The organism is Bradyrhizobium cajani (assembly GCF_009759665.1).
In the GTDB taxonomy this organism is placed as follows: domain Bacteria; phylum Pseudomonadota; class Alphaproteobacteria; order Rhizobiales; family Xanthobacteraceae; genus Bradyrhizobium; species Bradyrhizobium cajani.
Genome location: NZ_WQNE01000002.1, coordinates 221641 through 248605 on the forward strand (window position 1 = coordinate 221641; position 26965 = coordinate 248605).

Consider the following 26965-nt stretch of genomic DNA (forward strand, 5'->3'; position numbering starts at 1 on the left):
GTTAACATTACTTGCCGCTAACCATAATGCAGCACGGCTCGCTAACCATAACCAGCCGGTTAGCTCTTACGAGAACGACCGCACCAGTCCTGAGGCGAGCAGGTTCCAGCCGTCGATCAGCACGAAGAACAACATCTTGAACGGCAGCGCCAGGATGGTCGGCGGCATCATCATCATGCCCATCGACATCGTCAGCGTCGCGACGATCATGTCGATGACGAGGAACGGCAGGATGATGAGGAATCCGATCTCGAACGAGCGCCTGAGCTCGGAGATCATGAAGGCCGGAATGATGACGCGCATGTCGACGCGCTTGTTGTCGAACTTCTTGCGGAAGCTTTCCGCGGCGAGCGCCTCGAAGGTCTGAAGATCCTTGTCGCGGACATGGGCCAGCATGAATTCGCGGAACGGATCGGTAATCTTCAGATAGGCCTCTTCCTCCGAGATCTCGTTCTTCATCAGCGGCTGAACGCCGGTCTCCCAGGCGCGGTCGAAGGTCGGCGCCATCACGTAGAAGGTCATGAACAGCGCGAGGCTGATCAGCACCAGGTTGGCCGGCGTGGTCTGGAGGCCGAGCCCGGCGCGCAGGAACGACAGCGCCACCGCAAATCGCGTGAAGCTCGTCACCATGATGAGCAGCCCCGGCGCCACCGAGAGCACCGTGATCAGCGCCATCAGCTGGATGATCCGGCCGCTGGTCGAGCCGTTTCCCGGAGGCAACAGCGAGTTGAGGTCCGGAATCTGGGCGAGCGCCACTTCGGGCAGCACCACCAGAATCAACGCGAGCAGCAGGACTTTCACTCTCACTGGATCACCAACGTCTCAATGATCAACTCGCGGATCTTTCCCGAGGAGCGAATGTTGGCGCGTTCGGTGAGGTCGTCGCGCAGATGCTGGAGCCCGCGCGATCCCTCGAACTGCGCAACCGACGCCGACCGCAGATAGGTGACGATGTCCTCGCTGATGTGGGCAGCCAGAATGCCGGCATCCTCGTCGCTCATGCTCTCGGTCACCATGGAAGCTTCGACGCGGGCCCAGTTGTTGGCCGGCGCGGCGAGATTGGTCACGATCGGGGACAGTTTCCTGAGCCGCGCACTGCCGGTGTAGCTCGACGCGACCGGCGGCGGCGTGGCGCTCTTCTTCGCGTCGGCGACGCGCTCGGCGGCGGCGAACAGCTGCAGGCCGACGACCGCACCCGCACCGATCGCGATCAGGGTCAGCGCCACGACGGCCGCAATCAGGCGCATCATGTCCCCCGCCCTCGCGACACGGCCCGGCCGGCGCTGCTCTCAGAATGGTGCCACGGCGTCATAGATCCGATGTCCCCATCCAGGCTGCTGCACGTCGGACAGATTTCCGCGACCGCCATAGGAGACGCGCGCTTCCGCGATCTTCTCGTAGGAGATCGTGTTGGTTCGCGAGATGTCGCGCGGACGCACGATGCCGCCGACGTTGAGCACGCGCATCTCGGTGTTGACGCGGAACTCCTGCGAGCCGCTGATCATCATATTGCCGTTCGGCAGCACGTCGGTGACGATGGCGGCGATCGACAGCTTGATGTCCTCGGTGCGGTCGATCTGGCCGTTGCCCTTGACCTGGGTGTTGGTGCTGAGATTGGCGTTGGCCGAGCCCTTGTCGTTCCATCCGGCCACGTCCATCAGCCAGTCCAGCCCGAACTTGATCTGCGAATCGCGCGAGCGGTCGGTCTTGTTGTCGAGCTTGGCCTTGTCCTGCATCGAGATGATCACCGTCACGACGTCGCCGGTGCGCCGGGCGCGGGGATCGCGATAGAGATCGGTGCCGTCGTCCCAGGTCGAGCGATAACTGACTGGCGTGCGCATGCGGGGCGTCACCGGGATAGGCTCGGCCTGCGTCCGCAGGCCGCTCCCGACCGGCGACAGCCGCGGACCGGTCAGGACCTCGGCCGGATCCTGGAAGCATCCGGCCAAGAGCACCGACGCCAGCACGAGCGAGAGGATGAGGATCGGCTTCTTCATCTATTTGGTCTTTCCGTCGTCCACGCGACGCATACCGCCCAGCAGGTCGGCGAGATGCGCTGCGCGCGCCGTATCCATCTCGTTGAAAATCGCGCTCGAGCTCCGTGGGCTGAGCTTGGCGAGCACGGCGGCCGCGGTCTCGTCGGCCATGCCGGCGATCTGGGTCGCGGCAGCATCAGGCTTCATGCGCGAATAGATCTCGACGACGCTGGCTTCGGCCTTCTTCAGGAAGTCGTCGCGCAGCGCCATCCACTTCTCGTATTCGGCGCGCTTGGCCTCGACCTCGGCGATCCGCTCGCGGAGCTGGTTCTCGGCCTTCTCCAGCTCCTTGAGCTGCCAGGCCAGTCTTGCATCGACGGCGGGGTCGGCCACGTTGCTGCAGAACAGCGCGACCTCGTTGTCGGCGGGCACCGCGGCCTGCGGCGGTGCGGGCTTCGGCGGCGCCGTGACGCTGCCGGGCTTGGCCGGACGGACGGGCGCGGGTGTCGGTGGTGGTGCAGGTGCAGGCGTCTCGGAAGCCGGCACCGCCCCGGTGATCGCGGGTCCCCGGTCTTCGGCCGCCCACGCCGTTGCCCGGATGGACGCATCGTCGCCCGGGATCGACGCGGCCGGCGGGCTCGGCTTCTGCGGTCCGGGCGCGCGGGCGCGCGCGAATGAAAGCAGGTTGAGCGGCCTCGACGGCTTCGCCTCATCCAGCGCCAGCACGGGCGAGGCGCTCGCGAGCGCCGACATCGCGACGAGGAGGAGTTTGGCTTTGTGTTCCAGCTTCAGCATCGGGCCGCGTGCGATTCTCGGTCGAGACCTGAGCATTGAGCGACCAAGCTTGCATGACGCTTATGCTTCATTGGACGATGACATCGGCCTGGAGCGCGCCGGCCGTCTTGATGGCCTGAAGGATGGCGATGATGCCGGACGGTTTCAGGCCGATCTGGTTCAGCCCGCGTACCAGGCGCTGGAGATCGACACCGCTGAGGATCGCTACCTGCGAGCCGGCCTCGTTGGCCTCGACCACCGTCTGCGGAACGACCACCGTCTGTCCGCGCGAGAACGGCGCCGGCTGCGATACCACGGGCATCTCCGTGACGCGGACCGTCAGATTGCCGTGCGTCACCGCGACGGTCGATATCCGGACGTCGCGCCCGATCACGACGGTGCCGGTGCGCTCGTTGATGACCACCCGCGCCGGCGTGTCCGGCTCGACGGTCAGCTCGCCGACCTCGGCGAGGAAGCGGACCGGGCCGATGTGACGCGGCTTCGACAGCACGATCGTGCGATAGTCGCGCTCGAACGCGATCTGGGCGCGATAGCGCCCGCCGGCGTAACGGTTGATGGCATCGAGAATGCGCGTCGCGGTGACGAAGTCCGGATTCTTGAGCTCCAGCACCAGGAACTCCATTTCATGGAGACTTCCCTGCACCTCGCGCTCGACCAGCGCACCGTTCGGGATGCGCCCGGCGGTCGGCGTGCCCTGGCTGACGTTCTGCGCCTGGCCTCCCACGCTGTAGCCGGCGACGGTGACCGCGCCTTGCGCCACCGCATAGACCGCACCGTCGGCCGCGCGCAGCGACGTCATCACCAATGTGCCGCCGAGCAGCGAGGTCGCATCGCCGAGCGAGGACACGGTCACGTCCATCCGCTCGCCCGGCCCGATCGAGGGCGGCAGATCCGCGGTCACCATCACGGCCGCGACGTTGCGCGTGCGCAGCGTCGTCGGACGTGGAGGGTTATTGGTGCTCGTGGTCTCGTTCCTGACATTGATGCCCATGTTCTCGAGCATCGATTGCAGGGACTGCTCGGTGAACGGAGCATTGCGAAGCGTGTCGCCGGTGCCATTCAGGCCGATGACGAGGCCATAGCCGACGATCTGGTTTTCACGCAGTCCCTTGATGTCCGCGATGTCCTTGATGCGGACGGCGGCCTGGGCGCTGGCGGCGGAAACGAGGAGAACGAGCGCAAGCAGGACTCTGGTCATGATCCGTCCACGACCTTGACGGTGCCATCCGGCTGGACGACGCCCCTGATGATCACGCCGGTGTCGGTGTTTCGCACCGGAATGAGCGCACCGGCCGCGCCCGATTGCATCGCTGAGCCGTAAGTGACGATCGACAGGCCGCTGTCTTCCACCACGACCTTGACCATGGCGCCGCGGGCGACCGTCCACGGATCCTCCACCGAATTGGTCGGGATCGGCTGGCCCGGCAACAGCGCGCGCCGCGCCATGCGGCCGACCAGGATCTGGCGTGCTTCGACGAACATGGCCACGCCGAGCAGATTCGGCGCGAAGGCGCGCTCGGTGATCATGTCGTCCCGGATCAGCTCGCCGGCGCGGATCGACACCGCCGGCACGGGAAGCCGCTTCTCCTCGGCCGCAGCGGCCTGCGCCGAGCCGAGAACCAGCAGCACGGCGGCCAACCCGCGCACGATCAGGCCCACCCTGTTCAACATGGATACACCGAAGCTAGCGAAGGCCCTTCGAGACCGTCGAAGCCATCTCATCCGACGCCTGGATGACCTTGGCATTCATTTCGTAGGCACGCTGGGCGGAGATCAACTCGGTGATTTCCTTGACGGGATCGACGTTCGAGGCTTCGAGATAGCGCTGGTTGATCTTGCCATAGCCGGCGTCGCCCGGCAGGCCGACCACCGGCGTGCCGGACGCCGTGGTCTCGCGATAGAGATTGCTCCCCAGCGGTTCGAGGCCCGCCTCGTTGGCGAAATTGGCGAGATTGAGCTGGCCGATCTGCCGCGGGTTTATTTCCGTGTCCAGCTTGGCGAACACCTGGCCGGTCTGGTTGACCGTGACCTCGACGGTTCCCTGCGGCACCGTGATCGCGGGATCCAGCAGATAGCCGTCGATCGTGACGAGCTGACCGTTGGCATTGGTGTTGAACGAGCCCGCGCGGGTGTATTGCACCTCGTTGTTGGGGCCGAGCACCTGAAACCAGCCCCGGCCGTTGATCGCGAGATCGTAGGGATTGCCGGTCTGCGTCAGCGCGCCCTGGATGTGCAGCTTGCGGATGGCCGCCGACTTGACGCCGAGGCCGAGATTGGCGCCCTCCGGGATCGGCGAGGAGCCGTTGACGTTCGCGACGCCCTGCATGCGGTCCATCTGGTAGAACAGATCGGTGAATTCCGCGCGCGCGCGCTTGTAGGACGTCGAGTTGATGTTGGCGATGTTGTTCGCGATGACTTCGATGTTGGTCTGCTGGGCATTCATGCCCGTGGCCGCGATGGCGAGCGATTTCACGATCGGCACTCCTTCAGATCAAATCGACATACGAACGACTTCTTGGTAGGCCTGCACGACCTTGTCGCGAACCGCGACCGCCGTCTGCAAGGCCTGCTCGGCCGACATCAGCGCTTCCACGACGCGCCGCGTCGATTCCTTGCCCTGCATCGCCGAGATCGACGCCGCCTCGCCCGCCTTCAGCGTGCCGATCGCGTCCGTCGTCACCTGCTTCATCACCGAATCGAAGCCGACCTCGTCGCCGGACTGGATTGCGGTCGCAGCAGGCGAGATCGCCTGCGCCTCGGTCGCGCGGGTTGCCGCCTGGCCTGCGGAAATCGCCGTGGATGAAATCGCCTCAAGCATTGTCAGCTCCTCAGCAGATCGATGGTCATGCCCAGCATCGACCTCACCTGTTTCACGACCTGGAGATTGGCCTCATAGGACCGGTTGACTTCGCGCATGTCCGCCATCTCGATCATCATGTTGACGTTGGGCAGCTTGACGTAGCCGGCCTTGTCGGCGGCGGGATGCCCCGGGTCGTACTCCACGCGGTACGGCGTGGTGTCGACCCCGATCTCCTTGACTTTCGCCAGCTGCGCGCCCGAGGCACGGTCCATGGCGGCATCGAAGGTGATGGTCTTGCGCTGATACGGGTCGGCCCCGGCAGTGCGCCCCGTCGACGTCGCGTTGGCGAGGTTTTCGGAGACGATGCGCATGCGCGTCGATTGCGCTTCGAGCCCGGAGCTTGCGACCGTCAATGACGACTGTAGAGAGTCCAGCATATCAATTCACCTCAGGCCTTTGCGCTCGACAGGACCATGCGGTGAAACGACCGCACGATCGCCGAGTTCATCGAATAGTCGCGACTGACGTCGCTGCCCTTGATCATCTCCTGCTCGAGGCTGACCGAGTTGCCGGAGTGAACCACTTCCCAGCTGTCCTTCTTGGCGGTCGCCCGCGTATCGGTCTCGGCCGGCGAAAGCTGCAAATGCGAGGGCGACGTCGTCGCAAGCCTGACCGGCATGCCGTCGAGCACCTTGTTGAAGGGCTCGACGTCGCGCGCCCTGAAGCCCGGCGTGTTGGCATTGGCGACGTTGGTGGCGATGGTCGACTGACGAAGCTCGAGATACCGCGCCTGCGACGATGCGAGTTCGAAGAGATAAAGCGGTCCCACGACAGCCCCATTCTGGTCCATTCGGGAGGAGCTTAGGGCCGCAAGCTTTCGTCAGGCTGATGCAGCAGACGCCGTCCTCCGAAATCTACGGAACGTTCTCGGGTCGCGAAGTCTGCTTCGACTGCAGGAAGTAGATGATCTCGGCGACCGGCCGGAAGAATTCCGCCGGAATCACCTGATCGACCTGGACCGCCTCGTAGAGCGCGCGCGCCAGCGCCTTGTTCTCGATCACCGGAATCCGGTTCTGCTCGGCGACCTCGCGAATCTTCAGCGCGATCACGTCCATGCCCTTGGCCACCACGAGCGGCGCGGCATTCTCCTCGCGCTTGTAGCGCAGCGCGATCGCGAAATGCGTCGGGTTCGCGATCACCAGCGTGGCGCGCGCGGCGGAGGCGATCATCCGCTGCCGCGAGCGGTCGCGCGCCAGCGAGCGCAGGCGCGCCTTGACCAGCGGATCGCCCTCGGCCTGCTTGTGCTCGTCCTTGATCTCCTGCCGCGTCATGCGCAGCTCGCGCCGCCAGTGGAAGCGCGCCCAGGCGAGATCGATCGCGACCAGGACGATGGTCGCGATGCAGATCGCCGAGACGATCCGCATCGCGATGTTCAGGATCATCTCCGGCAGCGCGACAGGATCGGTGTACATCGCCTCGAACGCCTTCGCTTCCGACGAGCGCAGCACGAAGGCGACGACGGCGGTCACCGAAGCGAGCTTGAACAGCGACTTGGCGAACTCGACGAGTCCCTGCGTGCCGAAGAGCCGGTTCCAGCCGCTGATCGGAGATATCCGCGAGAGGTCCGGCTTGATGCGATCGAGCACCAGGCGCGGCGCATTTTGCAGTAGCGAGGCGGCGAGGCCAAACACCATCAGAATGACAACCAGCGGCACCAGGAATCGCAGCGACTGAAGTCCCACCACGGTGAGCAGGTTCTGCGCGTCCGCGCCGGTGCTAAGGGGGAAGCCCTCGGGATCGTCGAGAAAGCTCGTCAGCGTCGGCGTCAATTGCTGCACGCCTTGCCCGATCAGGAAGGCCTGGATCACCATCAGCGCTGCCATCGAGGCGAAGATGGAAGCCTCCCGAGAGACCGGAATTTTGCCCTGTTCGAGCGCATCACGGACTTTCTTCTCGGTCGGTTCTTCTGTTTTGCTCTCCTGATCGGATGTTTCTGCCATGCCCGTTCAGCGGTCAGCGGAAGACCAGCTCATCCTCCTGCTCGGGGTTGAGCTCGATTTCACCCTTCTCGGCAAGGTCGAGCGCGAGGTCGGTGATCACGCGCCGCGCCTCCAGCACGTCGCGCTGGTTCGACGGCTCGCCGATGGCGAGCTCGTGCTCGACGACGCGACGGACGCGCGAGGCGACCGACGACAGGATCAGCTCGCGGAATTGCTTGTCGGTTCCCTTCAGCGCGATGACGATGCGATCGGTCGGCACCTGGTCGAAGATCATGGTACGCGCCTTCGGCGTCAAATTGACCACGTCGTCGAAGGTGAACAGCAGCTCCTTCAGCACTTCGGCCGATTTCGGCCGCTTCTCCGACAGGCTCTTGAGCATGTCCTCGATATGGCCGCGCTCCATCTTGTTGATGATGTCGGCGACGCGAGCGTAGGTGTCGGCGCCGAGGTTGCGGGCGAAGTTCAGCGTCAAATCCTCGTGCAGCGTCTTCTCGAGGACCTTCATGGCGTCGTCGACGATCGGCTTGAGGCTGAGCACGCGCCGCATCAGCTCGTTGCGCAGGCTCGACGGCAGCTGGCTCATGACCTTGGCCGCGCAGGACGGCTTGACCTTGGACAAGATCAGCGCCGCGGTTTGCGGATGCTCCTTGGAGAGGTACGTCGCCAGCGAGTTTTCCGACACCGACGAAACGCGGTCCCACACCGACCGGCTCGAATTGCCGAGCAGGTCCGACATGATTGCCGTAACCTGGTCTGCGGGGAGCACGTCGCCGAGCACGGCTTCCAGGCCACCGAGGGTGCCGAGGATGTTGGCTCCCATCGAGAACTGCTGGGCGAACTCCTCGACGATCGACTCGAGTTCCTGCGCCGTGATCGGCCGCAGCTCGGCCGCGGCCTTGGTGACGATGCGGATATCCTGCGGCTCGAACTGTGCGAGCACGCTCGCGGCCGCCTGGCGGCCCATGGCCAGCAGCAGCGCCGCAACCTTTTCCGTTCCGCCCAGCGTGGCAACGCCTCGCTGCTTGATGGGGGCGATGCCGACCTGTGCCGCCATGGTCAGGTATCACCCTGCCCCAGCGGACCCACGATTTCCGTCAGCGAGACGCCGAAGCGGGAATTGTCCTCTTCGACGACGACCACCTCGCCGCGGGCAACGATGCGGCCGTTGACCACGACGTCGACAGGTTCGCCGACCCTGTGATCGAGCGGAACCACCGCGCCGCGCCCGAGCTTCATCAGGTTCGCCACGGGAATGGTCGCCGACCCAAGCACCACCTGCATGGTGACGGGAATGCGCAGGATGGCATCGACATTGGCGAACTTGCCGGTTTCCTCCGCCGTGCGCGCGGCAATCTCTGCCAGCCGCTCCAGCGGAGATGCGTCGGAATGCCCCTCGTCGGATGCCGATGCTCGAGTGGCAGACTCATAGTCGAAGGATTGCGCCATTTGGTATCGCCTCTTGGTATTTCCGCTCCCGGAGCGCCGCGGCGTTCCGATCGTATTGTCTTAGCCGGCTTGGCCTTCAATGCTTGTTCACCTCGGCGCCGCCTGCGGCCGCGGCGGGCCCGAGCCCGGCCCTCGCATCGAGCGCCGCGATCGCCTCGTGGGCCTGATCGATCTTTGTGCTCAGCACGTTGGCGAGCCGTCCGAGATTTGCAGTGGAATCGTGCGCCGCGGTGATGACCGTATCGAAGGCCCCCGCCGTCTCGTGGACGATGGTGGAGAATTCGCCCTGATAGCTGCGCAGGCGCGCCAACTCGCGGTGCATCTTGGTCACCCGCATGCTGGTGAAGGCCAGCGCGATCAGCAGCACGGCATCAACGAGATAGGATATCATCGACGAACTCCCGTTTCTGATCGACGGGATCGGCCACCTGCATGGCGTAATAGCCATCGAGCTGGCCGATCTGACACCAGAACAGCACCTGGTTGTTGCTTTCGAGACGGGCGAGCGAGCGCGGCGTGGCTTCGAGCTCAAGCACCTGCCCGACCTTGAACTTCACGACGTCGCCAAGCGATATCATCTTCTCGTCGAGCACCGCGCTCAGCGTCACCTCGGTGCGGTGAACCTCGCTCTCCATCTGCTCGCGCCAGCGCGGATCGGCCGCGCGGCCGTCGCTGACGACGACGTGCGCGAGCTTCTGCCTGAGCGGGTTGAGCGCGGAGTGCGGAATGATGAGGAACATCTGGCCGCCGCGATAGAGCGCCTGCAGCATGATGTTCGCGCAGATCGACATGTTGCCGCTCCGCCCGATCGCCAGCGACGCCATGGCGGTCTCGACCCGCTCCACACGGAAGGTGACGTTGGAGGTGCCGGCGAAGGCGGATTGCAGCGCCTTGGCGAACCGCTCGAACAGCGCCTGGACCAGGCGGATCTCGATGTTCGAGAAGGCGCGCTCGACATCGAGCGGCGGTTCGGCGCCGTCGGACCCGAACATCGCCTCGACCATCGTGAACACGAAGTCGCGGTCGAGCATGATGATGACGCGGGAGTCCCATTGCTCGGCATAGAGCACGGCGGCGACCGCATTGGCCTCGTAGTCCTTGACGATGTCGCCGACGCGGTCGTTGGTGATGCCGTTGACCGAGAAATAGCACGGCGTTCCGGCCATCGGCTGAAGGCTGTCGGTGCACGATGCCGCCATGCGATCGAAGATCACATTGAGCATCGGCATGCGTTCGATCGATATGCCGGCGGCGTCCAGCAGGTAGTTCGGCAGCTGCTTCCGCTGATCGACGTCGAGGTCTTCCATCATCATGCGCGGGCAGCCTTCGGTTCAGCCTCGGTCGCGACCGGCTTGGGACCCGCAATCGTCTCGTTCTCGACGACGTCGATCGACGGCCGCTCGCCGCTCGCGATCATCTTGCGGCCGTGCTCGACGGCGATCTGCGGCATGGCGCCGTTCATGAACGCCAACAGCGTCTGCTTGACGATGATGTAGGGCCGGCACTTCTTCTCGCGCGTCATCTTGATCTTCAGCGCGAAGGGCGAAATGATGCCGTAGGACAGGAATATGCCGGCGAAGGTGCCGACCAGGGCCGCGCCGATGAAGCCGCCCAGCAGCTTCGGCGACTGGTCGAGCGCTCCCATGGCCTTGATGACGCCGAGCACCGCCGCGACGATGCCGAGCGCCGGCAGCGCCTCGGACACCGTCACCAGCGAATGGTAGGGCGTCAGCTTGCTCTTCACGATGGTGTGGATCTCCTCGTCCATCAGCGCTTCGATCTCGTGCGTGCGCGCATTGCCCATGATGATGAGGCGGACATAGTCGCAGATGAACTGCAGCAGCGCCGGGTCCCCCAGCACACTCGGGAACGCCTTGAAGATCTCGGAGGACGCGGGGTCGTCGATATGCGCCTCGACCTCGTTGCGGCCCTTGCCGCGCAGCTCGCGCATCAGGGCATGGAGCGCCCCGAGCAGGTCGAGATAATAGCGCTCACTGGGCACCGCGCCGGTGATGGCCTGCATGCAGGCAATTCCGGTGTCCACGACGGTCTTCCACGGATTGGCCACGATGAAGGTGCCGACCGCGGTGCCCATGATGATCACGAACTCCCACGGCTGCATGAGAACGGCCAGATGCCCGCCCATGGCGGCAAATCCGCCGAGCAGCGCCGCCACCGTGATGAAAATCCCCACGAAACTGAGCAACGCGCCACTCCATCGCCGATCCCATCGGGAATATCTAGTCGGCGACGCTTGCGCGAAGCTGGCTTCGGCCTCGCCAGCCCCGCGCAAGCAATTCGCGGCAGCTTGAGACGATGCCGCAACAGCGGCCAGAGGGACGCGCGTCATGCTATCCACCATCGCGGATTACACCAGACTGACCAAGGACATGGGCAAGTCGCTGACGCAGGTCGCGACGCAGCCGGATGTCAGCCGCGAGACCGACTACTTCCTCAGCCATATCGGCAACGTGAAGACCATCGACGACTTCCTGAAGGACTATCGCCTCTACTCCTACGCGATGAAGGCCTACGGCCTCAGCGACATGACCTATGCCAAGGCGTTCATGCGCAAGGTGCTGACCGAGGGTGTCGCCGACAGCAAGAGCTTCGCCAACAAGCTGACCGACACCCGCTACCGGCAATTCGCCGCCGCCTTCAACTTCGCCGCCCTCGGCGACAAGGCGACCCAGACCGCCGCCGCCACGACCGGCACGGCGACCCAATACGTCACGCAGACGATGGAGGAGAAGGCCGGCGACCAGAACGAGGGCCTGCGGCTGGCGCTCTATTTCACCCGCAAGGCCTCCACGGTCACCACCGCCTACCAGATCCTCGCCGACAAGGCGCTGACGCAGGTGGTTCAGGCCGCGCTCGGCCTGCCCTCGACGATCAGCTCGGCCGACATCGATGCCCAGGCCAAGTTGATCACGGACAAGATCGAGCTCACCGATTTCCAGGACCCGGCCAAGGTCACCAAATTCGTGCAGCGCTTTGCCGCGATGTGGGATGCGACCCAGGCGCAGAACGACATCAACAATGGCAACTCGACCAACCCCGCGCTGGTCCTGATCGGCGGCGCCTCGTCGATCGCCGGCATGGATACCGACATGCTTTCCAAGCTTCAGTCCATCCGGTTCGGGAAATAAGTCATGCAATCGGCTCTCTATGTGGGATTGTCGGCGCAGGTCGCCCTCGAAAAGCGCCTCCAGACGATCGCCAACAACGTCGCCAACGTCAACACGGCCGCGTTCCGCACCGACGTGGTGAAGTTCGAGACCGTGCTGTCCAAGGCGGGGGCGAACCCGGTCGCCTTCTCCTCGCCTGGCGACAACATCATCTCCCGCGAGATGGGCAACATCACCGAGAGCGGCAACCCGCTCGACGTTGCCGTGGTCGGCCAGGGCTGGATCGCCTTCGCCGGTCCGAACGGCACGGTCTATACCCGTGACGGCCGCCTCCAGATCGCTCCCAACGGCGATCTCCAGACGGTGTCCGGCTTCCCCGTCATCGACGCCGGCGGCGCGCAGATCACGCTCGACCCGAACGGCGGACCGATCTCGATCGCGCGCAGCGGCGCGATCACCCAGGACAACAACGAGATCGGCACCATCGGTCTGTTCAACATTCCCGCGGACGCCAATCTCGATCGCTACGGCAATTCCGGCGTCACGCCCGACCGGCCTGCGACCGCCATCGCCGATTTCTCCCGCGACGGCTTCAAGCAGGGCTATGTCGAGGGCTCCGGCGCCAATCCGATGATGGAATTGACCAAGCTGATTGCGGCCTCGCGCGCCTTCGACGGCACCAATTCGATGATCGAGGGCACCGAGAGCTCGCTCCAGAACGCAATCCGGACGCTGGGCGAGCCGGGCAAGTAGGCTGCGCCTCGTGCGCAATGAGGGTGGACGGTTTCCTTGAACGCTCTTCGGCAACTCGAATGGGCGCTGCTGGAGCTTCAGCAGAGCACGCCCCTGGCAAGCGTCAGCGGCGCGATCTCCGAGATCGCGCCGACGCATTTCCGCGTCTCCGGCCTGTCGCGCTTCGTCAGGCTCGGCGAGCTCATCGGGGTCAATTCGGCCGGCAAGCCCCAGATCGGCGAGGTGGTGCGGATCGACAGCGACGGCATCGTCGCCAAGCCGTTCGACCGTCAGTTCGCCGGCGGCCTGGGCTCGGTTGCGTACCGGATGCCGCCCTTGTCCTTTGCGCCCGATCCGAGCTGGAAGGGCCGTGTCATCAACGCGCTCGGGGCGCCGCTGGACGGACAGGGCCCTCTCAAGCCCGGATCGCGGGCCGTCTCCGCCGAGGCGGAGGCGCCTTCGGCCATGAAGCGCGCGCGCGTGCACAAGCCGCTGCGCACCGGCGTCCGCGTCATCGACCTGTTCGCCCCTGTCTGCGCCGGCCAGCGCGTCGGCATCTTTGCCGGCTCCGGCGTCGGCAAGTCGACACTGCTTGCGATGCTCGCCCGCAGCCAGGGCTTTGACACCGTCGTGCTGGCCCTGGTCGGCGAGCGCGGCCGCGAGGTGCGCGAGTTCATCGAGGACGTGCTGGGCACCGACCGTCATCGCGCCGTCACGATCGTATCGACGGGAGACGAAAGCCCGATGATGCGGCGGCTGGCGCCGAAGACGGCGATGGCGGTCGCCGAATATTTCCGCGACCGGGGCGAATCGGTCCTGCTCATGGTCGATTCGATCACCCGTTTCGCCCACGCCGCCCGCGAGGTCGCCCTCGCGGCCGGCGAGCCCGCGGTCGCCCGCGGCTACGCACCGACGGTCTTCACCGATCTGCCGCGTCTTCTGGAGCGCGCCGGCCCCGGTGAGGAGGGATCCGGGACGATCACCGGGATCTTCTCCGTGCTGGTCGACGGCGACGACCACAACGAGCCGATCGCCGACACCATCCGCAGCACGCTGGATGGGCACATCGTGCTCTCCAGGCACATCGCCGACCAGGCGCGATATCCGGCCGTGGACGTTCTGGCCTCGGTTTCCCGCCTCGCCCATAACGTCTGGGATCCCGAAGAGCGCGAATTGGTGAGCAAGCTGCGCGCCATGATCGCCAAATACGAGGACACCCGCGACCTTCGCCTGATGGGCGGATATCAGTCCGGACGTGATTCGAGCCTCGACCAGGCGGTCGACATGGTTCCGAGAATCTACAGCGCGATGAGACAAGACGCCTCGGCACCGCCGAGCGCCGACCCGTTTCGCGAGCTGAGGGACATGCTCAAGGGCGACTAGCAAGGTCGGACGACGCGGGGCGGCCCCGCCGTCAGCGCATCACCCCTTCGGATGAGGATCGAGCGCCCCGGGGCCAAGGCCACCGACCGCGATACTGCGACCACAACCAGAACAACTGCCGCGTGTAATTCCTGTGAGTTCCCCTGGCGATTCCCGGATGGATCGCACAAGTTGTGGATGACTTGTCGTTGCACGACGTCATCATGCACAAGCTTCGATCAGTTTGCATCAACGACAGACAACGACGTCAGTGCAATCAAACCGTCGTATAGTTGCGCGCATGCTGTATCCGGAACAGCGTATTGCTGTTCACCATCATGTGTTCTGAAGCGCGAGATTGTCTTGAACATTACATTCGCATGCGACGACATCCAGTCTTCCAAGCGTCTCTACTTGATTTTGTTGAGAAGCTCATTCATCGTTTCGATGGATATAAGAAACGTCTGCTTGTGACTTGAACTCAGGGGCTTCGGTTGAACAACTCCGATCCATCGTCAGCTGGTGACGGCAACTCGGGCTCCCGTGCGACGACGACGCGATGGGTATGCCAGCAGCGACGCAGCCTCTCGCTGCGGACGGGGGCGAGGTAGTTCCATGCCATTGGCACGCGAAGCCGTCGAGCTGCTGGTTCAGGCGGCGAGAGCCTGGTATTTCGAAGGCAATCAGCATGGATTGCGCGATCGGGAATGGATGGCGCTGCGCTTTCTCGGCCGCGCCAACAGGTTTTCGCGCACGCCGTCCGCGCTGGCCGGATTCATCGGCGCGACCAGGGCGACTGCGTCGCAGATCGTGAAGACGCTGGAGAGCAAGTCGTTCCTGGTGCGAAAACCCTCGCACGAGGACAAGCGTTCCGTCGTGCTCCACGTCACCGCGCAGGGCGCGAAATGCCTGAGCCAGCACGACCCGATCAATCACGTGGTGAATGCGGTCACGTCGCTTGGCACCGACGAATGCATCAGGCTGCGCGACTCGCTGCGGGAGGTCCTCAATCACCTCGACGCGGCCCATCAGCGGCTCGACGCCAGCATCTGCCGGGACTGCATGTTCCTCGCGGAACGCAGCCCGAGCACCGGCAAGGGACGCACGACCGCCGAATTCATGTGCCGGCTGTACCGCGCGCCGGTGTCGCTCGAGGAGACGGAACTCCTCTGCACGAGTTTTGAGCGCACCCGCGACCGCCCGAAGATCGAGGAGCATCTCGACCGGGCGCGCGTGGCGAGCCAGGGGTGATGCTCAGTGAGATCGGGCCCCGGCTCCGCATGGACCGCTGACGAAGCGTCGGGGCACGAGAGCGGAGTGTGGTACCCCGCCGCTTCCACACCGTCATTGCGAGCGCAGCGAAGCAATCCAGGGTCTTTCCGCGGAGACAGTCTGGATTGCTTCGCTGCGCTCGCAATGACGGAGTATGAGGCAGCAGCGATGCTCTTCCAGCTCGCATTTTGAACCGCAGACACATGACCGCCCCTCAAGGGTGAGCCGGGATGGGCGACACATACGCTATTTCCGAATTTCGGTAAAGCGGAATATTTTCGTGTGCCGCGCTTGACACCGGCAGGCGCCGAGACCGTCTGCTGTTTTGCCCGTCGGGCAATGCCAGGTCCCGTAGCCGGATGTGCAGGCCCCGGGAACAGGCCCGGCTACGCCTTGTATGCATTATCCCAGTTGCCATTGCCGGGCAGTTCGGCTTTACATGCCGGCAACGCACCCTCGGACAACGCCGGGGCAAAAAAACCTCATCATTTTTCACAGGGACGGAATATGGCGCGCAACATATTGATTCTCGGAGCTTCTTACGGGTCCCTGCTAGGCACGAAACTCCTGATGGCGGGGCATAACGTGACCCTGGTCTGCCGCGCCAAGACCGCGGAGTTGATCAACCGCGATGGTACCGAGGTGCGCATCAAGTTGCGCGACGAGGCCGCACACCGGGCGATCTTCTCGCGCGACCTGCCCGGCAAGCTCGACGCCGTGACGCCGGCCAATGTCGACCTATCCCGCTACGACATGGTCGGCCTTGCGATGCAGGAGCCGCAATACACCAACCACACGGTCCGCGTTCTCATGGTCAAGATCGCCGCGGCGAAGCTGCCGTGCCTGTCGATCATGAACATGCCGCCGCTGCCTTATCTGAAGCGAATCCCCTCGCTCGCGGGCATGGACCTCGAGGAGGCGTACACCAATGCGCAGGTGTGGGAGCGGTTCGAGCCGGGGCTGGTGACGCTGTGCTCGCCCGACCCGCAGGCGTTCCGTCCGCCGGAGGAGGCCGCGAACGTGCTTCATGTCGGCCTGCCCACCAACTTCAAGGCCTCGGCCTTCGCCGACGAGAAGCACAACAAGGTGCTGCGCGAGCTCGAAGCCGACATCGACGCGGTAACGCTCGACGGCCACGACGTGCCGGTGAAGCTGAAAGTGTTCGACTCATTGTTCGTGCCGCTGGCGAAATGGTCGATGCTGCTCACCGGCAACTACCGCTGCATCACGCCCAACGAACCGCAGTCGATCCGCGACGCCGTGCACGGCGATCTCAAGCGCTCGCAGACGATCTACGACCATGTCGATGCGATCGCCCGCCGTCTCGGCGCCGACCCGCAGGATCAGGTGCCGTTCGCGAAATATGCCAAGGCCGCCGAAAGCCTGCTCAAGCCGTCATCGGCCGCGCGCGCGGTCGCCAGCGGCGCGCCCTTCATCGAGCGCGTCGATCTCCTGGTGAAGCTGATCTCGCATCAGCTCGGCGTGCCCAACGCCGAGATCGACCGCACCGTCGAGACGGTGGACCAGAAGCTGAACGAGAAGATCGTGCAGGGCGGATCCGGCGCCCAGTGAGACGGCCCGCCGGCGCAACGATCCATCTTCTACGGTTGTCGAATCGCGCCTGAAAATCGGCCGTGGGCAACACGGCGTGATTTGCGCGGTGGCGCTCGACGCGCCCCGGCCGGGTTGATAAGCCCCTGTCCGCGAATGATGGGGACTTGAGTCGGGCATGACGGTTGCGATCGAGATGGGGCAGACCACGGCAGGCGCCGCGGCCGCCATGGACCTCGAGGAACTGCTGGCGACCCGCCTCCTGGTGCAGGGCAATTCGGGCTCCGGCAAATCGCATCTCTTGCGGCGACTCCTGGAACAGAGCGCGCCCTGGGTGCAGCAGGCCATCATCGACCCCGAAGGCGATTTCGTCACGCTGGCCGAGCGCTTCGGCCATCTCGTGATCGAGGCCGAAGACCACACCGAGCGCGGCCTTCAGGTGGCGGGCGAGCGCGCGCGGCTGCATCGCGTCTCCACCGTGCTCAATCTCGAAGGCCTGGATGCCGAGAACCAGATGCGGCGCGCCGCGGCGTTTCTCGGCGGGATGTTCGACGTCGACCGCGACCATTGGTACCCGATGCTGGTTGTCGTGGACGAGGCGCAGCTGTTCGCGCCGGCAGTCGCCGGTGAAGTCTCGGACGAAGCGCGAAAGCTCTCGCTCGGCGCCATGACCAATCTGATGTGCCGCGGCCGCAAGCGCGGACTGGCCGGGATCATCGCGACGCAGCGGCTGGCAAAACTCGCCAAGAACGTCGCGGCGGAAGCTTCCAATTTCCTGATGGGGCGGACGTTCCTCGACATCGACATGGCGCGCGCCGCCGATCTGCTCGGCATGGAGCGGCGGCAGGCGGAAGCCTTTCGCGATCTCGAGCGCGGGCAGTTCATGGCGCTGGGACCTGCGCTGTCGCGACGTCCCCTGCGCTTGAACATCGGCCCGACCGACACCAGTCCGCGCAATTCGACGCCACGGCTGCTGCCGCTGCCGGAAGCGACGCTGGAAGATGCGCGCGCCGTGATCCTGGCCGCGCCGCCGCCCGATGCCAGCCGGCCGCAGCGCCGGCCCGCGCCTGACCTGCTCGAACAGCTCCGCGCCGCGAAGGCCGCCACGCCGGAGATCCGGCCCGAAACGGTCGAGGTGCCGGTGAGCGCCGAGGAGCTGGCGGAGCGACGCGAGCGCGTCGACCGAACCCTTCGCGCCGTGCTGGCCGAGCCCGATGCCGGCTTCCGCGCCATCGGCGTGCTCTACCAGGAGTTCGTGGTTCGCTGCCGCATCGAGGGCCTTGGCTCTGCGGTGCCCGACCTCAACGAATTCCGCCGCATGCTGACGCATGCGCGCGCCGGGCTCGGCACCGACCTCGCCGAGGACGACGCCTGGCAGGACGTCTCGCTGCGCGCCTCGATCCTGCCCGACGACATGCAGGGCGTGTTCATGATGATCGCGCGCGCGGCGAAGGAAGGCTGGCCGTGCCCCGGCGACGCAGCGATCGCGCGGGCCTATGGCTCGCACTCGCTGCGCCGCGCGCAGCGCCTGCTCGGCTACATGGAGGAGCAGGGCCTGATCGTCTGCCAGCTCGACGGCGGCGGCCGCAGGATCGTGACGCTGGTGGAGCTCGCCTGGGCGACCGCGCCGGGCGATCCCAATGGCGACGATTTGCCGGCGGAGCAGGTGGCGAGCGCGGCTTCGGCCTGATCCGAGGGATCTGGACCGGGCTCGTTACTCACACCGCCTCCGTGGCGTCGCCCATGAGCGCATCCGGCGCACGCCGCCGCCGGGATGCGAACATGCGGCGATGGAGCACGAGCGAGATCAACCAGGCGAGCGCGAACAGCGCAATCACGACAAAGCCGACATTCGCCAGCGACGCATTGAGAGCGTCGGCCAGCGCCCACACGCCGCCGGAGAGACCGAGGCGGTCGGCGATCAGCCCGAGCGCCTCGATGCCGCCGATGAACAACGCGACCGCGACGGACGCCCCGGTGATCGTGAGATTGTACCAGAGCTTTCGCAGGGGATCGACGAAGGCCCAGCGATAGGCGCTCACCATCAGCGCCGCGTTGGCGGTGTCGACCAGCGCCATGCCGGCGGCGAACAGCGCCGGGAAGACCAGCACATGCGCAAGCGACACGCCGCGCGCGGCTTCCGTGGCCGAGATGCCGAGCAGCCCGACCTCGGTCGCGGTATCGAAGCCGAGGCCGAACAGCAGACCGAGCGGATACATGTGCCAGGGCCTCGTCACCAGACGGAACATCGGGCCGAGCAGGCGCGCCAGGACGCCGCGATTGGCGAGCAGCGCATCGAGCGCTTCGGCGTCGTGAACGCCATGCTGACGCGCCATGCGAAACGTCCGCCACAGGCCGGCGAAGATGGCGAGGTTGATGGCTGCGATCATAAGCAGAAACAGCGCCGAGACCGACGTACCGATCAGGCCGCCAATCTCCTTGAGCAGGCTGTCACCGCCAAGGCTCACCACGCCGAGCGCCAGCAGCATGGTCGCGACGACGACGATCGTGGAATGGCCGAGCGCGAAATAGAGACCGGCGCTCCGCGGCGCGCCGCCCGTCTGCATCAGCTTGCGAACGACATTGTCGATGGCGGCGATATGATCGGCATCGACGGCGTGGCGGAGGCCGAATACCCAGGCCAGCAGCGCCGTCGCCATCACCGTCGGCCGGTCGCCGAACAGTGCGAAGGCGAAAGCCCACGCGGCGATGTTGGCGGCGATGAGCCCGCCGAACAGCAACGCCACTCCGGGCTCGACCGCCCGCAAAGACCATCTCGTCACGAAGTTCATTCCGACCGCCGCACGCCACCTCGCCAGCGGTATGATAATTCCACAGAATGATCACACTGGCCAGTGCAATTCCAGGCAGCCGAGACAGGTCTTGCGCAGCTATGCCGCCTCGGAACCGCCGAGATAGGCGTCGCGGACGCGGGGATCGTCCTTCAGCGCGCGCGCCGGGCCGGAGAGCACGATCCTGCCGGTCTGGAGCACGTAGGCCTCATGCGCGATCTCGAGCGCGAGGCTGGCATTCTGCTCGACCATGAACACCGACACGCCGTCCTGGTTGATGGTGCGGATCAGTTCCAGCACGCGGTCGACATAGAGCGGCGACAGGCCCATGGTCGGCTCGTCCATCACGATCATGCGCGGCCGGCTCATCAGCGCGCGGGCCATCGCCACCATCTGCTGCTCGCCGCCGGAGAGCGAGCCGGCACGCTGCGACAGCCGCTGGCCGAGCCTGGGGAACAGCGTGAGCATCCTGTCGAGATCCTGAGCCACCGCATCGCGGTCGTTGCGTACGAAGGCACCCATCAAAATGTTCTCGCGAACGCTCATGTCCGCGAACAGCCGCCGCGCTTCCGGCACCGAGGCAATGCCGCGGCGGACAACCTGCGGGGTGGTGAGGCCAAGCAGCGAGGCGCCGTCGAAGCTCACGTCGCCCGAGCGTGGTTTGACCAGGCCAAGAATGATCTTCATCGTCGTCGACTTGCCGCTGGCATTGCCGCCGAGCAGGCAGACGATGTGGCCGCGGCCGACCGATATCGACAGGTCGAAATGCACCTGGGCCTGGCCGTAGAAGGTGTTGACGCCCGAGAGCGCGAGTAGCGGTTCAGGCGAGGAAGTCGTCATGCCGCGCTCTCCTGCTCTGTCGTCAGGCCGTGGCCGAGATAGGCCTCGATCACCTTGGGATCGTTGCGGACCGCCTCACCTGGCCCCTCCGCGATCTTCCTGCCTTCGTCCATGACGATGACGCGGTCGGACAGGCGCATCACCATCTCCAGCTTGTGCTCGATCAGCAGGATGGTCAGCCCCTCCACCTTCAGCTCGGCGACGAGGCCCTGCATCTCCGCGGTCTCGGTCGGATTCATGCCGGCGGTCGGCTCGTCCAGCAGCAAGAGGCGCGGCTTGAGCGCGAGCGCGCGCGCGATCTCGACGCGGCGGCGGTTGGCGTAGGAGAGGCTGTAGGCCGGCTGGTCGATCCGCGGCAGCAATCGCTCGCCGAAGCGCGCGAGAATGGCTTTCACCTCTTCCCGCAGCCGCTCCTCCTCGGCCCTGACGCTGGCGGGACGCAGCAGCGCCAGGCCCATTTCCAGCAGCGGGCCGATCACCGGCACGGCCGGCTTCACCGCACGCAGCCGCGTGTGGGCGCCGATCAGCACGTTGTCCATCACGCTGAGATTGCCGAAGACGCGGCCGAGCTGGAACGTGCGCGCAATGCCTTCGGCGGCGAGCCGTTCCGGTGACAGACCCGTGATGTCCTGTCCTTCGAAGCTGACAGCACCGGCATCGGGCCGATCGAGCCCGGTCACGAGATTGAACAGCGTCGTCTTGCCGGCGCCGTTCGGGCCGATGATGCTGATGAGCTCGCCCTTCGCGAGGTCGAGATCGATGACATCGACGGCGGTCAGGCCGCCGAAGCGGCGCGTCAGGCCGCGCAGGGACAGCATGGGGTCAAGCTGCTCCGCCATCAGATCGTCCCCAACAGGCCCTGCGGCCTGAACCGCACGAGCAGCAGCAGCACGATGCCGTAGATCAGGATGCGATACTCCGCCGCGAGCCGGAAGACTTCGGGCAGTCCGACCAGCGCGACCGATCCGACAATCGCACCGACGACGTTGCCGAGGCCGCCGAGGATCACCACAGTCAGCGCCAGGATGGATTGCTGCGTGTTGAAGGTCTCGTGGTTGATGTAGGAATAGAGATGCGCGGCGATGCCGCCGCTGACGCCGGCTGCGAACCCGCCGAAGATGAAGGCGAGCGACTTGTAGCGGTTGAGGCTGAGGCCGTAGGCGCGCGCGGCGATGTCGTCGTCGCGGATGGCGCGGAAGCTGCGGCCGAGATGCGAGCCGAGCAGGCGCGCCTGAAGCAGCGCAAGCACGACCATGACCGCGAGGCTGAACCAGTAGATCGACGTCGGGCTGATAAGGTCGTAGCCGAACAGCGACAACGGCGGGATGCCGGAGATGCCGATCGGGCCGCGCGTGACGCTTTCCCAGTTCAGGATCACCAGCGACACGATCTCGCCGATGGCGAGCGTCGCGATCGACACGTAATGCCCTCGCAGGCGGAACGACGGCGAGATCAGGAGCGTGCCCAGTGCCGCGCTCATCAGGCCGCCGCCGATGATCGCGAGGCCGACCGGGACGGAGAGCGTCAGCGACAGCAACGCGGAGGTATAGGCGCCGATCGCGAGCAGCGCCGCGTGGCCGAGCGAGACCTGGCCGATCGTGCCCGCAACCAGCGTCAGGCTGAGCGCGAGCATGCCGAGCAGCCAGGCGTTGATCAGGGTCTGGAGCACGTAGAAGGACACCGGGAACAGCGGCAGGATCGCGAAGCCGCCGGCCGCAACCAGCAAAGCCCATCGCGGGATGCGCACGGGACGGCTCGGCGCAATGAAGGTGCCGGTGAGCGGCTCGGGCGGCGCCTGCCGTGCGCTGGCGAACAGCCCGTTCGGCCGCAGCACGAGCACGACGACCAGCAGCAGGAACGCAAACAGGTTACGGTAGCTGGTGCCGAACACGGCGACGCCATAGCTCTCCACCAGTCCCAGCAGCAGGCTGCCGATGACAGCACCGGGCACGTTGCCGGCGCCGCCGACCACTTCGGCGACGACGCCCTTGAGCGTTGCCTGGAGGCTCATCGCGGTGTCGATCTGGTTGTAGTACATGCCGACCAGCATGCCCGAGACGCCGCCGAGCGCGGCGGCGATGCCGAACACGGCTTGATTGACACGGTTGACATCGACGCCCATCTGCATCGCGGCGTCGCGGTCCTGCGCAGTGGCGCGGACGGCCCAGCCGAGCTTGCTGTAGCGCAGGAACACGAACAGCAAGAGCGCGCTGGTGATGCCGACGCCGGCGATCAACAGATCAAGCGGGCCGATCGTCCCGTTACCGACCTGGAAGCGGACGTCCGGCAACTGGCTCGGCAGCGCGCGCGGATTGGGCGAGAAGGTCAGCATCACCAGCTGATCGAGCACGAAGCTGATGCCGATCGTCGCCAGCAGCGGCGCGATGCGTACCGAGTTCTGGAGCGGCCGCAGGCCGAACCGCTCGATGATCAGCCCGACCAGCGCGGCAGCGACAGCGACCACGAGGATGGTGAGCGGCAGCGGCGTATGCAGCTGCACCACCGCGACCCAGCCGATATAGGCGCCGACGAGATAGATCGAGCCCTGCGCAAAGTTAATCAGCCGGCTGACGCCGAAGATCAGCGCGAGCCCGACCGCAACCAGGGCGTAGACATTGCCGACGATCAGCCCGTTGATCGTGTAGTCGAGCCAGGAAGACACGCAGCGTTCCTAATGAAGGGAGGAAGGGCCTTGGCAACCACCATCATGTCAGGTCGGCTTGCCGTCCCAGAGCGCGAACTGGCCCTTGCGCACGACGAGCTCGGCGTTCATGGCGCCCTTGACGCGGCGGCTCTCGACGTCGAACGTCGCCGCGCCGAAGATGACGCTGGAGACGTCCTTCACTTTCGCGAAGGCGTCGCGGATGGCGCGGCGGTCGGTGCCGCCGATCTTCACGACGGCGGCCGCCATGTTCATGGCGTCATAGGAATAGGCGTTGAAGGCGTCGGGCTCCTGCCCGCCATACTTCGCCTTGAAGCCCGCGATGAATTTCTTCACCTCGGGCCTGGGATCCTGGGGGAAGTAGCGCGTGCCGAGATGCACGTCCTCGACGGCCTCGCCGCCGAGCTCCAGGAACTTCGGCGAGTAGACCGAGCTCGCCGCGCAGATCGTCTGCTTGAGGCCGACCTGGCGGGCCTGGCGCGCGATCAGCGCGCCGTCGGAATAATAGGAGATCAGGATCAACCCGTCCGGATTGGCGTCGCGCACCCGCACCAGCGTGGAGCGGAAGTCGCGCTCCTCTGCGATGTAGCCCTCGGTCACCGCGACCTCGGCGCCGTATTCCTTCGCGGCCTTGACGAAATAGTCGCGGCTGGTGCGGCCCCAATCGGTGTTGAGGTGCAGCACGGCAAGCTTCTTCAGGCCGAGACGCCTGACGGCATATGACGCCAGCAGCGGCTGCTCGTCGGCCTGGCTCACCGACGTGCTCCACATGAAGTCGCCGCCCTTGGTGAAGTCGGGATGCGAGTTGGTGAAGCCGAACTGCACGAGGCCGCCGCGCTGATAGATCGGCGAGGCCGCCATCGACGCCGGGCTGGAGAAGTCGCCGAGCTCCATGACGATCCGCGGATCGGAGACGAACTTCTGGGCGATCGCCACCGACTGGCGCGGATCGCTCTGGCTGTCCTCGAACTGGTAGGCGAGCTTGCGGCCGTTGATGCCGCCGGCCGCCTGGATCTCGTCGAGCGCGAGATCAAAGCCCTGCTTCCACTGCGTGCCATATTGCGCGTTCGGCCCGGTCAGGGGACCGCTGACGCCGAGCAGGATCGGCTCGGAGGACTGCGCGAAGGCGGCGCGCGAGAACGCCGCTCCCGCCATCATGGCGGCAAGCGAGCCTTTGACCAGGGACCGACGATCGATGTTGCTCATGCACGGCTCCATCCACTCAATGTTGAAACAAGCAGCAATTCTTGTGCCGGTGAGATTGCCTATTTCGAGGGCTCGCCGAGCGACAGCATCAGTCGGTTCGCCCAGTTGAAGAACGAGGCGCCATTGATGACGTCGACGATCTCCGCATCGTCGAGACCGGCGCGGCGCAGCTCCGCGATATTGTCGGGTCCGAACGCGATCGGCGTCGCCGCCAGCGCCACCGACGCCTTGACGACGGCATTCCAGCGCTCGCCGAGATCGGCCCCGACGCCCTCGTCGAGCATGCGCTGCACGTCGTCGCGGCGCTTGGAATAGGTGCTGGCAAACCGCGCATGCACGGAGGCGCAGTAGATGCAGCCGTTGTAGCGCGAGGTCGCAGCCGCCGCGAGCTCGCGCTCGGCGCGCGGCAGGCCGTCGGCGACATTGTAGAAGATGTCCTTGTCGGTCTTGGTGCGGGCTTCCAGCACCTCGGGATCGCGCACCAGCAGGCGGAAATATTCCGACTTGGCGCGGGCGCGATCGACCAGGCCATTGAAATGCCGCTCGGTCAATTCGACCTCGGGCAGCGGATCGATCCATGACACCCAGCCGAGTTCGTCCTGGGTGAAGACGACGGGCGGATTGACGGTGGCGCTCATGTTACGGCCTCTTCTTATGCGTTCGTTGCGGCGAGCGTGCGCAAGCCGCTGACGACGCGCAGCTGGAACGACAGGAACGCGACGAGCTGGGAGAACGTGACGATGCCGGTGTTCGACCAGCCGGCGGCGAGCAGCGCCTTCATGTCGGAAGACGCCGCATCGCGTGGCCGGAACACCAGCAGATGCGCATGCTCGAACGCCGCAACGAGCCGGGCACCGAGGACCGCCTTGCGCTCCGCACTCACACGATAGATCAGGCCGGCCTTGTTCTCGATCGACAGCGGCCCGGCCGGAAAGGCGCCGTAGGGGCCGGAGGTCTTGCCCCGTTCGATCTCGGCCGTGATCGCCTCGATCAGCGCCGCGCCATCCGCGTTCGCTGCAAGCTTCTCGCGATAGAACGCCGCGACGGGGGACTCGCCATGGAGCCCGGTCACGAAGGCCGCGACCGCGGCGCGCTCGGCGAGCGAAAACTCGCCGGCGTCGATCGGCTCGAACAGCGAGAGATAGCTCTTCTGCGCGTTCTCGCGCGCTTGCAGGCGACGCGCGCGGATGGTGTCCAGCGCCGATCCCGGTTCGATCCCGGCGAGCGTGTCGATGATATCCTTCGTACTCATCAGTCAGCCTCGTGCAACGCCATCATGTTGATCTAGCCTGCCAGCGCGACATCGGGCGCCGTCCGGGTCCAGCCCAGCGCCGGCGCGACCTTGTCCGCGACCAGCTCGATCGAGCGCAGGATATGGGGATGCGGCGCATCGACCGAATGTGCCTGGAACACGAGGTCGGTCACCCGCTCCAGCGTGGCATCCGTGCGGAGCGAGGCGATGACCTCGTCGGCCGCGCCGACATGCGTGTCGAACGCCGTGATCATCTCCTCCAGCGTCTCGCCCGGCTTGGCATGACCGCCCTTCATGAATTGCGGCAGCGCGCGCCGCAATCCGATGTCTGCGAGGCGCATCGCCTCACGATGGTCGTCGGCGACGAAGACACTGCGCGAGGCCATGATGCGGGGCTCGCATCCCGGCGGCAGTGCTGCGAGATAGGCGTCGATGATCGGATTCTGGATCTCGGCCAGTGTCGCGCGCGGCGCCTCCTTCGGCCGCGGCTGGGTGCGCGACAACAGCAGGCCGTCGCCGGCCTTGCCGGCCCGGGCGCCGCCCGCAACCGAGAATGTCGCCTGCCAGATGCGCTTGTCCAATTCCGGCCGTTGCGGATAGAGCGTGTCACCGCCATCAAGAGGCTTGCCGACCAGCGCGATGCGAACGACCTCCAGATTGCGGGCAAAGATCTCGTTGCGCAGGGCGCTGTCGAGGCCGAAGGCGGCAAAAGCCGACGGGTTGCCGCCGGTGCCGACGCCGAGCTCGAAGCGTCCGCTGCAAAGGAGATCGAGCACCGCGGCGTCCTCCGCCACGCGCACCGGGTTCTCCAGCGGCAAGGTGACGATGCCGGTGCCGAGGCGGATGCGGGAGGTCTGCGCCGCAACGTAGCCGAGGAACGTAAACGGCGACGGCAGGCCGCCCTCGCGCTCGTGGAAATGATGCTGCGCGATCCACGCGGAATCGAGGCCCGCCTGTTCGGCGCGCACGATCTGCTCGGCCGCGAAACGGTATCGCTCGGCCGGCGGGGCCTCGTCGAGCAGCCGCGTGAAGAACCCCAGTCGTTTCAGGTTTGCAAAGCGTTTCATACGACCCCTGTCGCGCGAGGATGGGCCCCGATGATGTCGGTTGCCGCAGCTCCAGACAAGCGGGCATTGCGCAAGGCTGCCCGC

Annotated in this window: 30 protein-coding genes; 6 read left to right on the plus strand and 24 right to left on the minus strand. The window is 65.6% G+C overall.

What is annotated here, in order from left to right; genetic code table 11:
• Positions 1-66: 66 nt before the first annotated feature.
• The 16 genes from fliP to motA form a co-directional block, all read right to left on the minus strand.
• On the minus strand, positions 67-807 hold the full coding sequence (gene fliP / locus GPL20_RS03740) for a flagellar type III secretion system pore protein FliP (protein WP_212473418.1): 741 nt from the start codon (positions 805-807) through the stop codon (positions 67-69).
• Complete coding sequence (locus tag GPL20_RS03745) at positions 804-1247, minus strand: flagellar basal body-associated FliL family protein (RefSeq protein WP_167532892.1); 444 nt, start codon at positions 1245-1247, stop codon at positions 804-806. Before GPL20_RS03745 ends, fliP begins: the two co-directional genes overlap by 4 nt.
• A 42-nt stretch (positions 1248-1289) precedes the next feature.
• Complete coding sequence (gene flgH / locus GPL20_RS03750) at positions 1290-1997, minus strand: flagellar basal body L-ring protein FlgH (protein WP_157327828.1); 708 nt, start codon at positions 1995-1997, stop codon at positions 1290-1292.
• On the minus strand, positions 1998-2771 hold the full coding sequence (locus tag GPL20_RS03755) for a MotE family protein (protein WP_167532874.1): 774 nt from the start codon (positions 2769-2771) through the stop codon (positions 1998-2000).
• A gap of 67 nt (positions 2772-2838) precedes the next feature.
• Positions 2839-3969 (minus strand): flagellar basal body P-ring protein FlgI, encoded by a 1131-nt coding sequence (gene flgI / locus GPL20_RS03760; RefSeq protein WP_157327832.1) that lies wholly within the window; start codon positions 3967-3969, stop codon positions 2839-2841.
• On the minus strand, positions 3966-4442 hold the full coding sequence (gene flgA / locus GPL20_RS03765) for a flagellar basal body P-ring formation chaperone FlgA (protein ID WP_167532875.1): 477 nt from the start codon (positions 4440-4442) through the stop codon (positions 3966-3968). The genes flgI and flgA overlap by 4 nt, the downstream gene beginning before the upstream one ends.
• Before the next feature lie 13 nt (positions 4443-4455).
• Entirely contained in the window at positions 4456-5244 is a 789-nt protein-coding gene (flgG, locus tag GPL20_RS03770) for a flagellar basal-body rod protein FlgG (RefSeq protein ID WP_212473421.1), read from the minus strand.
• 18 nt (positions 5245-5262) lie between these two features.
• Positions 5263-5589 (minus strand): flagellar hook-basal body complex protein FliE, encoded by a 327-nt coding sequence (gene fliE / locus GPL20_RS03775; protein WP_157327836.1) that lies wholly within the window; start codon positions 5587-5589, stop codon positions 5263-5265.
• A gap of 2 nt (positions 5590-5591) precedes the next feature.
• A complete protein-coding gene (gene flgC / locus GPL20_RS03780) occupies positions 5592-6008 on the minus strand; it encodes a flagellar basal body rod protein FlgC (protein WP_060735083.1) in 417 nt (138 codons plus the stop codon).
• An 11-nt stretch (positions 6009-6019) separates the two neighbouring features.
• Entirely contained in the window at positions 6020-6421 is a 402-nt protein-coding gene (gene flgB, locus GPL20_RS03785) for a flagellar basal body rod protein FlgB (protein WP_157327837.1), read from the minus strand.
• A gap of 64 nt (positions 6422-6485) precedes the next feature.
• Positions 6486-7571, minus strand: coding sequence for a flagellar biosynthesis protein FlhB (gene flhB / locus GPL20_RS03790; protein WP_157327839.1), 1086 nt, complete (start codon positions 7569-7571; stop codon positions 6486-6488).
• Positions 7572-7584: 13 nt separating this feature from the next.
• Entirely contained in the window at positions 7585-8625 is a 1041-nt protein-coding gene (locus GPL20_RS03795) for a flagellar motor switch protein FliG (protein ID WP_157327841.1), read from the minus strand.
• Between the two features lie 2 nt (positions 8626-8627).
• Positions 8628-9017, minus strand: a complete 390-nt coding sequence (gene fliN / locus GPL20_RS03800) for a flagellar motor switch protein FliN (RefSeq protein ID WP_157327843.1) — start codon at positions 9015-9017, stop codon at positions 8628-8630.
• A gap of 76 nt (positions 9018-9093) precedes the next feature.
• Positions 9094-9408 carry a hypothetical protein gene (locus GPL20_RS03805; RefSeq protein ID WP_157327844.1) on the minus strand — a complete coding sequence of 105 codons (315 nt, stop codon included), beginning with the start codon at positions 9406-9408 and terminating at the stop codon, positions 9094-9096.
• On the minus strand, positions 9389-10330 hold the full coding sequence (locus GPL20_RS03810) for a flagellar motor switch protein FliM (protein ID WP_157327845.1): 942 nt from the start codon (positions 10328-10330) through the stop codon (positions 9389-9391). The genes GPL20_RS03805 and GPL20_RS03810 overlap by 20 nt, the downstream gene beginning before the upstream one ends.
• A complete protein-coding gene (motA, locus tag GPL20_RS03815) occupies positions 10327-11223 on the minus strand; it encodes a flagellar motor stator protein MotA (RefSeq protein ID WP_167532876.1) in 897 nt (298 codons plus the stop codon). Before motA ends, GPL20_RS03810 begins: the two co-directional genes overlap by 4 nt.
• Positions 11224-11365: 142 nt before the next feature.
• Here motA and GPL20_RS03820 point away from each other — a divergent pair, with 142 nt between their 5' ends.
• The 6 genes from GPL20_RS03820 to GPL20_RS03845 all read left to right on the plus strand — a co-directional run bounded on the left by GPL20_RS03820 (position 11366) and on the right by GPL20_RS03845 (position 18752).
• A complete protein-coding gene (locus GPL20_RS03820; protein ID WP_157327850.1) occupies positions 11366-12166 on the plus strand; it encodes a DUF1217 domain-containing protein in 801 nt (266 codons plus the stop codon).
• A gap of 3 nt (positions 12167-12169) precedes the next feature.
• Positions 12170-12898 carry a flagellar basal-body rod protein FlgF gene (flgF, locus tag GPL20_RS03825; protein WP_157327852.1) on the plus strand — a complete coding sequence of 243 codons (729 nt, stop codon included), beginning with the start codon at positions 12170-12172 and terminating at the stop codon, positions 12896-12898.
• Positions 12899-12934: 36 nt separating this feature from the next.
• Positions 12935-14260: a flagellar protein export ATPase FliI gene (fliI, locus tag GPL20_RS03830; RefSeq protein WP_157327854.1), complete on the plus strand. Its 1326-nt coding sequence runs from the start codon at positions 12935-12937 to the stop codon at positions 14258-14260.
• Between the two features lie 594 nt (positions 14261-14854).
• Entirely contained in the window at positions 14855-15490 is a 636-nt protein-coding gene (locus tag GPL20_RS03835) for a MarR family winged helix-turn-helix transcriptional regulator (RefSeq protein WP_157327856.1), read from the plus strand.
• Positions 15491-16018: 528 nt separating this feature from the next.
• Complete coding sequence (locus GPL20_RS03840; protein WP_157327858.1) at positions 16019-17083, plus strand: ketopantoate reductase family protein; 1065 nt, start codon at positions 16019-16021, stop codon at positions 17081-17083.
• 157 nt (positions 17084-17240) lie between these two features.
• Positions 17241-18752, plus strand: coding sequence for a helicase HerA domain-containing protein (locus GPL20_RS03845; RefSeq protein ID WP_157327860.1), 1512 nt, complete (start codon positions 17241-17243; stop codon positions 18750-18752).
• A 28-nt stretch (positions 18753-18780) separates the two neighbouring features.
• On the opposite strand, the gene GPL20_RS03850 is transcribed toward GPL20_RS03845, so the two are convergent.
• The 8 genes from GPL20_RS03850 to GPL20_RS03885 all read right to left on the minus strand — a co-directional run bounded on the left by GPL20_RS03850 (position 18781) and on the right by GPL20_RS03885 (position 26881).
• On the minus strand, positions 18781-19854 hold the full coding sequence (locus GPL20_RS03850) for a HoxN/HupN/NixA family nickel/cobalt transporter (protein WP_157327862.1): 1074 nt from the start codon (positions 19852-19854) through the stop codon (positions 18781-18783).
• A gap of 99 nt (positions 19855-19953) precedes the next feature.
• Entirely contained in the window at positions 19954-20694 is a 741-nt protein-coding gene (locus GPL20_RS03855; RefSeq protein ID WP_157327864.1) for an ABC transporter ATP-binding protein, read from the minus strand.
• Complete coding sequence (locus GPL20_RS03860) at positions 20691-21533, minus strand: ABC transporter ATP-binding protein (protein ID WP_167532877.1); 843 nt, start codon at positions 21531-21533, stop codon at positions 20691-20693. Before GPL20_RS03860 ends, GPL20_RS03855 begins: the two co-directional genes overlap by 4 nt.
• Complete coding sequence (locus GPL20_RS03865) at positions 21533-23356, minus strand: ABC transporter permease (protein WP_254125849.1); 1824 nt, start codon at positions 23354-23356, stop codon at positions 21533-21535. Before GPL20_RS03865 ends, GPL20_RS03860 begins: the two co-directional genes overlap by 1 nt.
• 48 nt (positions 23357-23404) lie before the next feature.
• Positions 23405-24562: an ABC transporter substrate-binding protein gene (locus tag GPL20_RS03870; protein ID WP_157327866.1), complete on the minus strand. Its 1158-nt coding sequence runs from the start codon at positions 24560-24562 to the stop codon at positions 23405-23407.
• Between the two features lie 59 nt (positions 24563-24621).
• Positions 24622-25200, minus strand: coding sequence for an alkylhydroperoxidase domain protein (locus tag GPL20_RS03875; RefSeq protein WP_157327868.1), 579 nt, complete (start codon positions 25198-25200; stop codon positions 24622-24624).
• Between the two features lie 14 nt (positions 25201-25214).
• Complete coding sequence (locus GPL20_RS03880; RefSeq protein WP_167532878.1) at positions 25215-25814, minus strand: CMD domain protein; 600 nt, start codon at positions 25812-25814, stop codon at positions 25215-25217.
• 32 nt (positions 25815-25846) lie between these two features.
• Positions 25847-26881, minus strand: coding sequence for a putative FMN-dependent luciferase-like monooxygenase (locus GPL20_RS03885; RefSeq protein ID WP_157327871.1), 1035 nt, complete (start codon positions 26879-26881; stop codon positions 25847-25849).
• Between the last annotated feature and the right edge of the window lie 84 nt (positions 26882-26965).

Excerpts from the sequence above, each read along its gene's own strand:
- GPL20_RS03870 (WP_157327866.1), bottom strand. The coding sequence starts at position 24,562 with ATGAGCAACATCGATCGTCGGTCCCTGGTCAAAGGCTCGCTTGCCGCC.
- GPL20_RS03840 (WP_157327858.1), top strand. The coding sequence starts at position 16,019 with ATGGCGCGCAACATATTGATTCTCGGAGCTTCTTACGGGTCCCTGCTA.
- GPL20_RS03755 (WP_167532874.1), bottom strand. The coding sequence starts at position 2,771 with ATGCTGAAGCTGGAACACAAAGCCAAACTCCTCCTCGTCGCGATGTCG.
- GPL20_RS03850 (WP_157327862.1), bottom strand. The coding sequence starts at position 19,854 with ATGAACTTCGTGACGAGATGGTCTTTGCGGGCGGTCGAGCCCGGAGTG.
- flgF (WP_157327852.1), top strand. The coding sequence starts at position 12,170 with ATGCAATCGGCTCTCTATGTGGGATTGTCGGCGCAGGTCGCCCTCGAA.
- GPL20_RS03745 (WP_167532892.1), bottom strand. The coding sequence starts at position 1,247 with ATGCGCCTGATTGCGGCCGTCGTGGCGCTGACCCTGATCGCGATCGGT.
- GPL20_RS03805 (WP_157327844.1), bottom strand. The coding sequence starts at position 9,408 with ATGATATCCTATCTCGTTGATGCCGTGCTGCTGATCGCGCTGGCCTTC.
- flgC (WP_060735083.1), bottom strand. The coding sequence starts at position 6,008 with ATGCTGGACTCTCTACAGTCGTCATTGACGGTCGCAAGCTCCGGGCTC.
- GPL20_RS03855 (WP_157327864.1), bottom strand. The coding sequence starts at position 20,694 with ATGACGACTTCCTCGCCTGAACCGCTACTCGCGCTCTCGGGCGTCAAC.
- flgH (WP_157327828.1), bottom strand. The coding sequence starts at position 1,997 with ATGAAGAAGCCGATCCTCATCCTCTCGCTCGTGCTGGCGTCGGTGCTC.
- flgA (WP_167532875.1), bottom strand. The coding sequence starts at position 4,442 with ATGTTGAACAGGGTGGGCCTGATCGTGCGCGGGTTGGCCGCCGTGCTG.
- GPL20_RS03795 (WP_157327841.1), bottom strand. The coding sequence starts at position 8,625 with ATGGCGGCACAGGTCGGCATCGCCCCCATCAAGCAGCGAGGCGTTGCC.
- GPL20_RS03875 (WP_157327868.1), bottom strand. The coding sequence starts at position 25,200 with ATGAGCGCCACCGTCAATCCGCCCGTCGTCTTCACCCAGGACGAACTC.
- fliE (WP_157327836.1), bottom strand. The coding sequence starts at position 5,589 with ATGCTTGAGGCGATTTCATCCACGGCGATTTCCGCAGGCCAGGCGGCA.
- GPL20_RS03845 (WP_157327860.1), top strand. The coding sequence starts at position 17,241 with ATGACGGTTGCGATCGAGATGGGGCAGACCACGGCAGGCGCCGCGGCC.
- GPL20_RS03860 (WP_167532877.1), bottom strand. The coding sequence starts at position 21,533 with ATGGCGGAGCAGCTTGACCCCATGCTGTCCCTGCGCGGCCTGACGCGC.
- GPL20_RS03880 (WP_167532878.1), bottom strand. The coding sequence starts at position 25,814 with ATGAGTACGAAGGATATCATCGACACGCTCGCCGGGATCGAACCGGGA.
- GPL20_RS03810 (WP_157327845.1), bottom strand. The coding sequence starts at position 10,330 with ATGATGATGGAAGACCTCGACGTCGATCAGCGGAAGCAGCTGCCGAAC.
- flgI (WP_157327832.1), bottom strand. The coding sequence starts at position 3,969 with ATGACCAGAGTCCTGCTTGCGCTCGTTCTCCTCGTTTCCGCCGCCAGC.
- fliN (WP_157327843.1), bottom strand. The coding sequence starts at position 9,017 with ATGGCGCAATCCTTCGACTATGAGTCTGCCACTCGAGCATCGGCATCC.
- flgB (WP_157327837.1), bottom strand. The coding sequence starts at position 6,421 with ATGGACCAGAATGGGGCTGTCGTGGGACCGCTTTATCTCTTCGAACTC.
- GPL20_RS03885 (WP_157327871.1), bottom strand. The coding sequence starts at position 26,881 with ATGAAACGCTTTGCAAACCTGAAACGACTGGGGTTCTTCACGCGGCTG.
- GPL20_RS03820 (WP_157327850.1), top strand. The coding sequence starts at position 11,366 with ATGCTATCCACCATCGCGGATTACACCAGACTGACCAAGGACATGGGC.
- GPL20_RS03835 (WP_157327856.1), top strand. The coding sequence starts at position 14,855 with ATGCCATTGGCACGCGAAGCCGTCGAGCTGCTGGTTCAGGCGGCGAGA.
- flhB (WP_157327839.1), bottom strand. The coding sequence starts at position 7,571 with ATGGCAGAAACATCCGATCAGGAGAGCAAAACAGAAGAACCGACCGAG.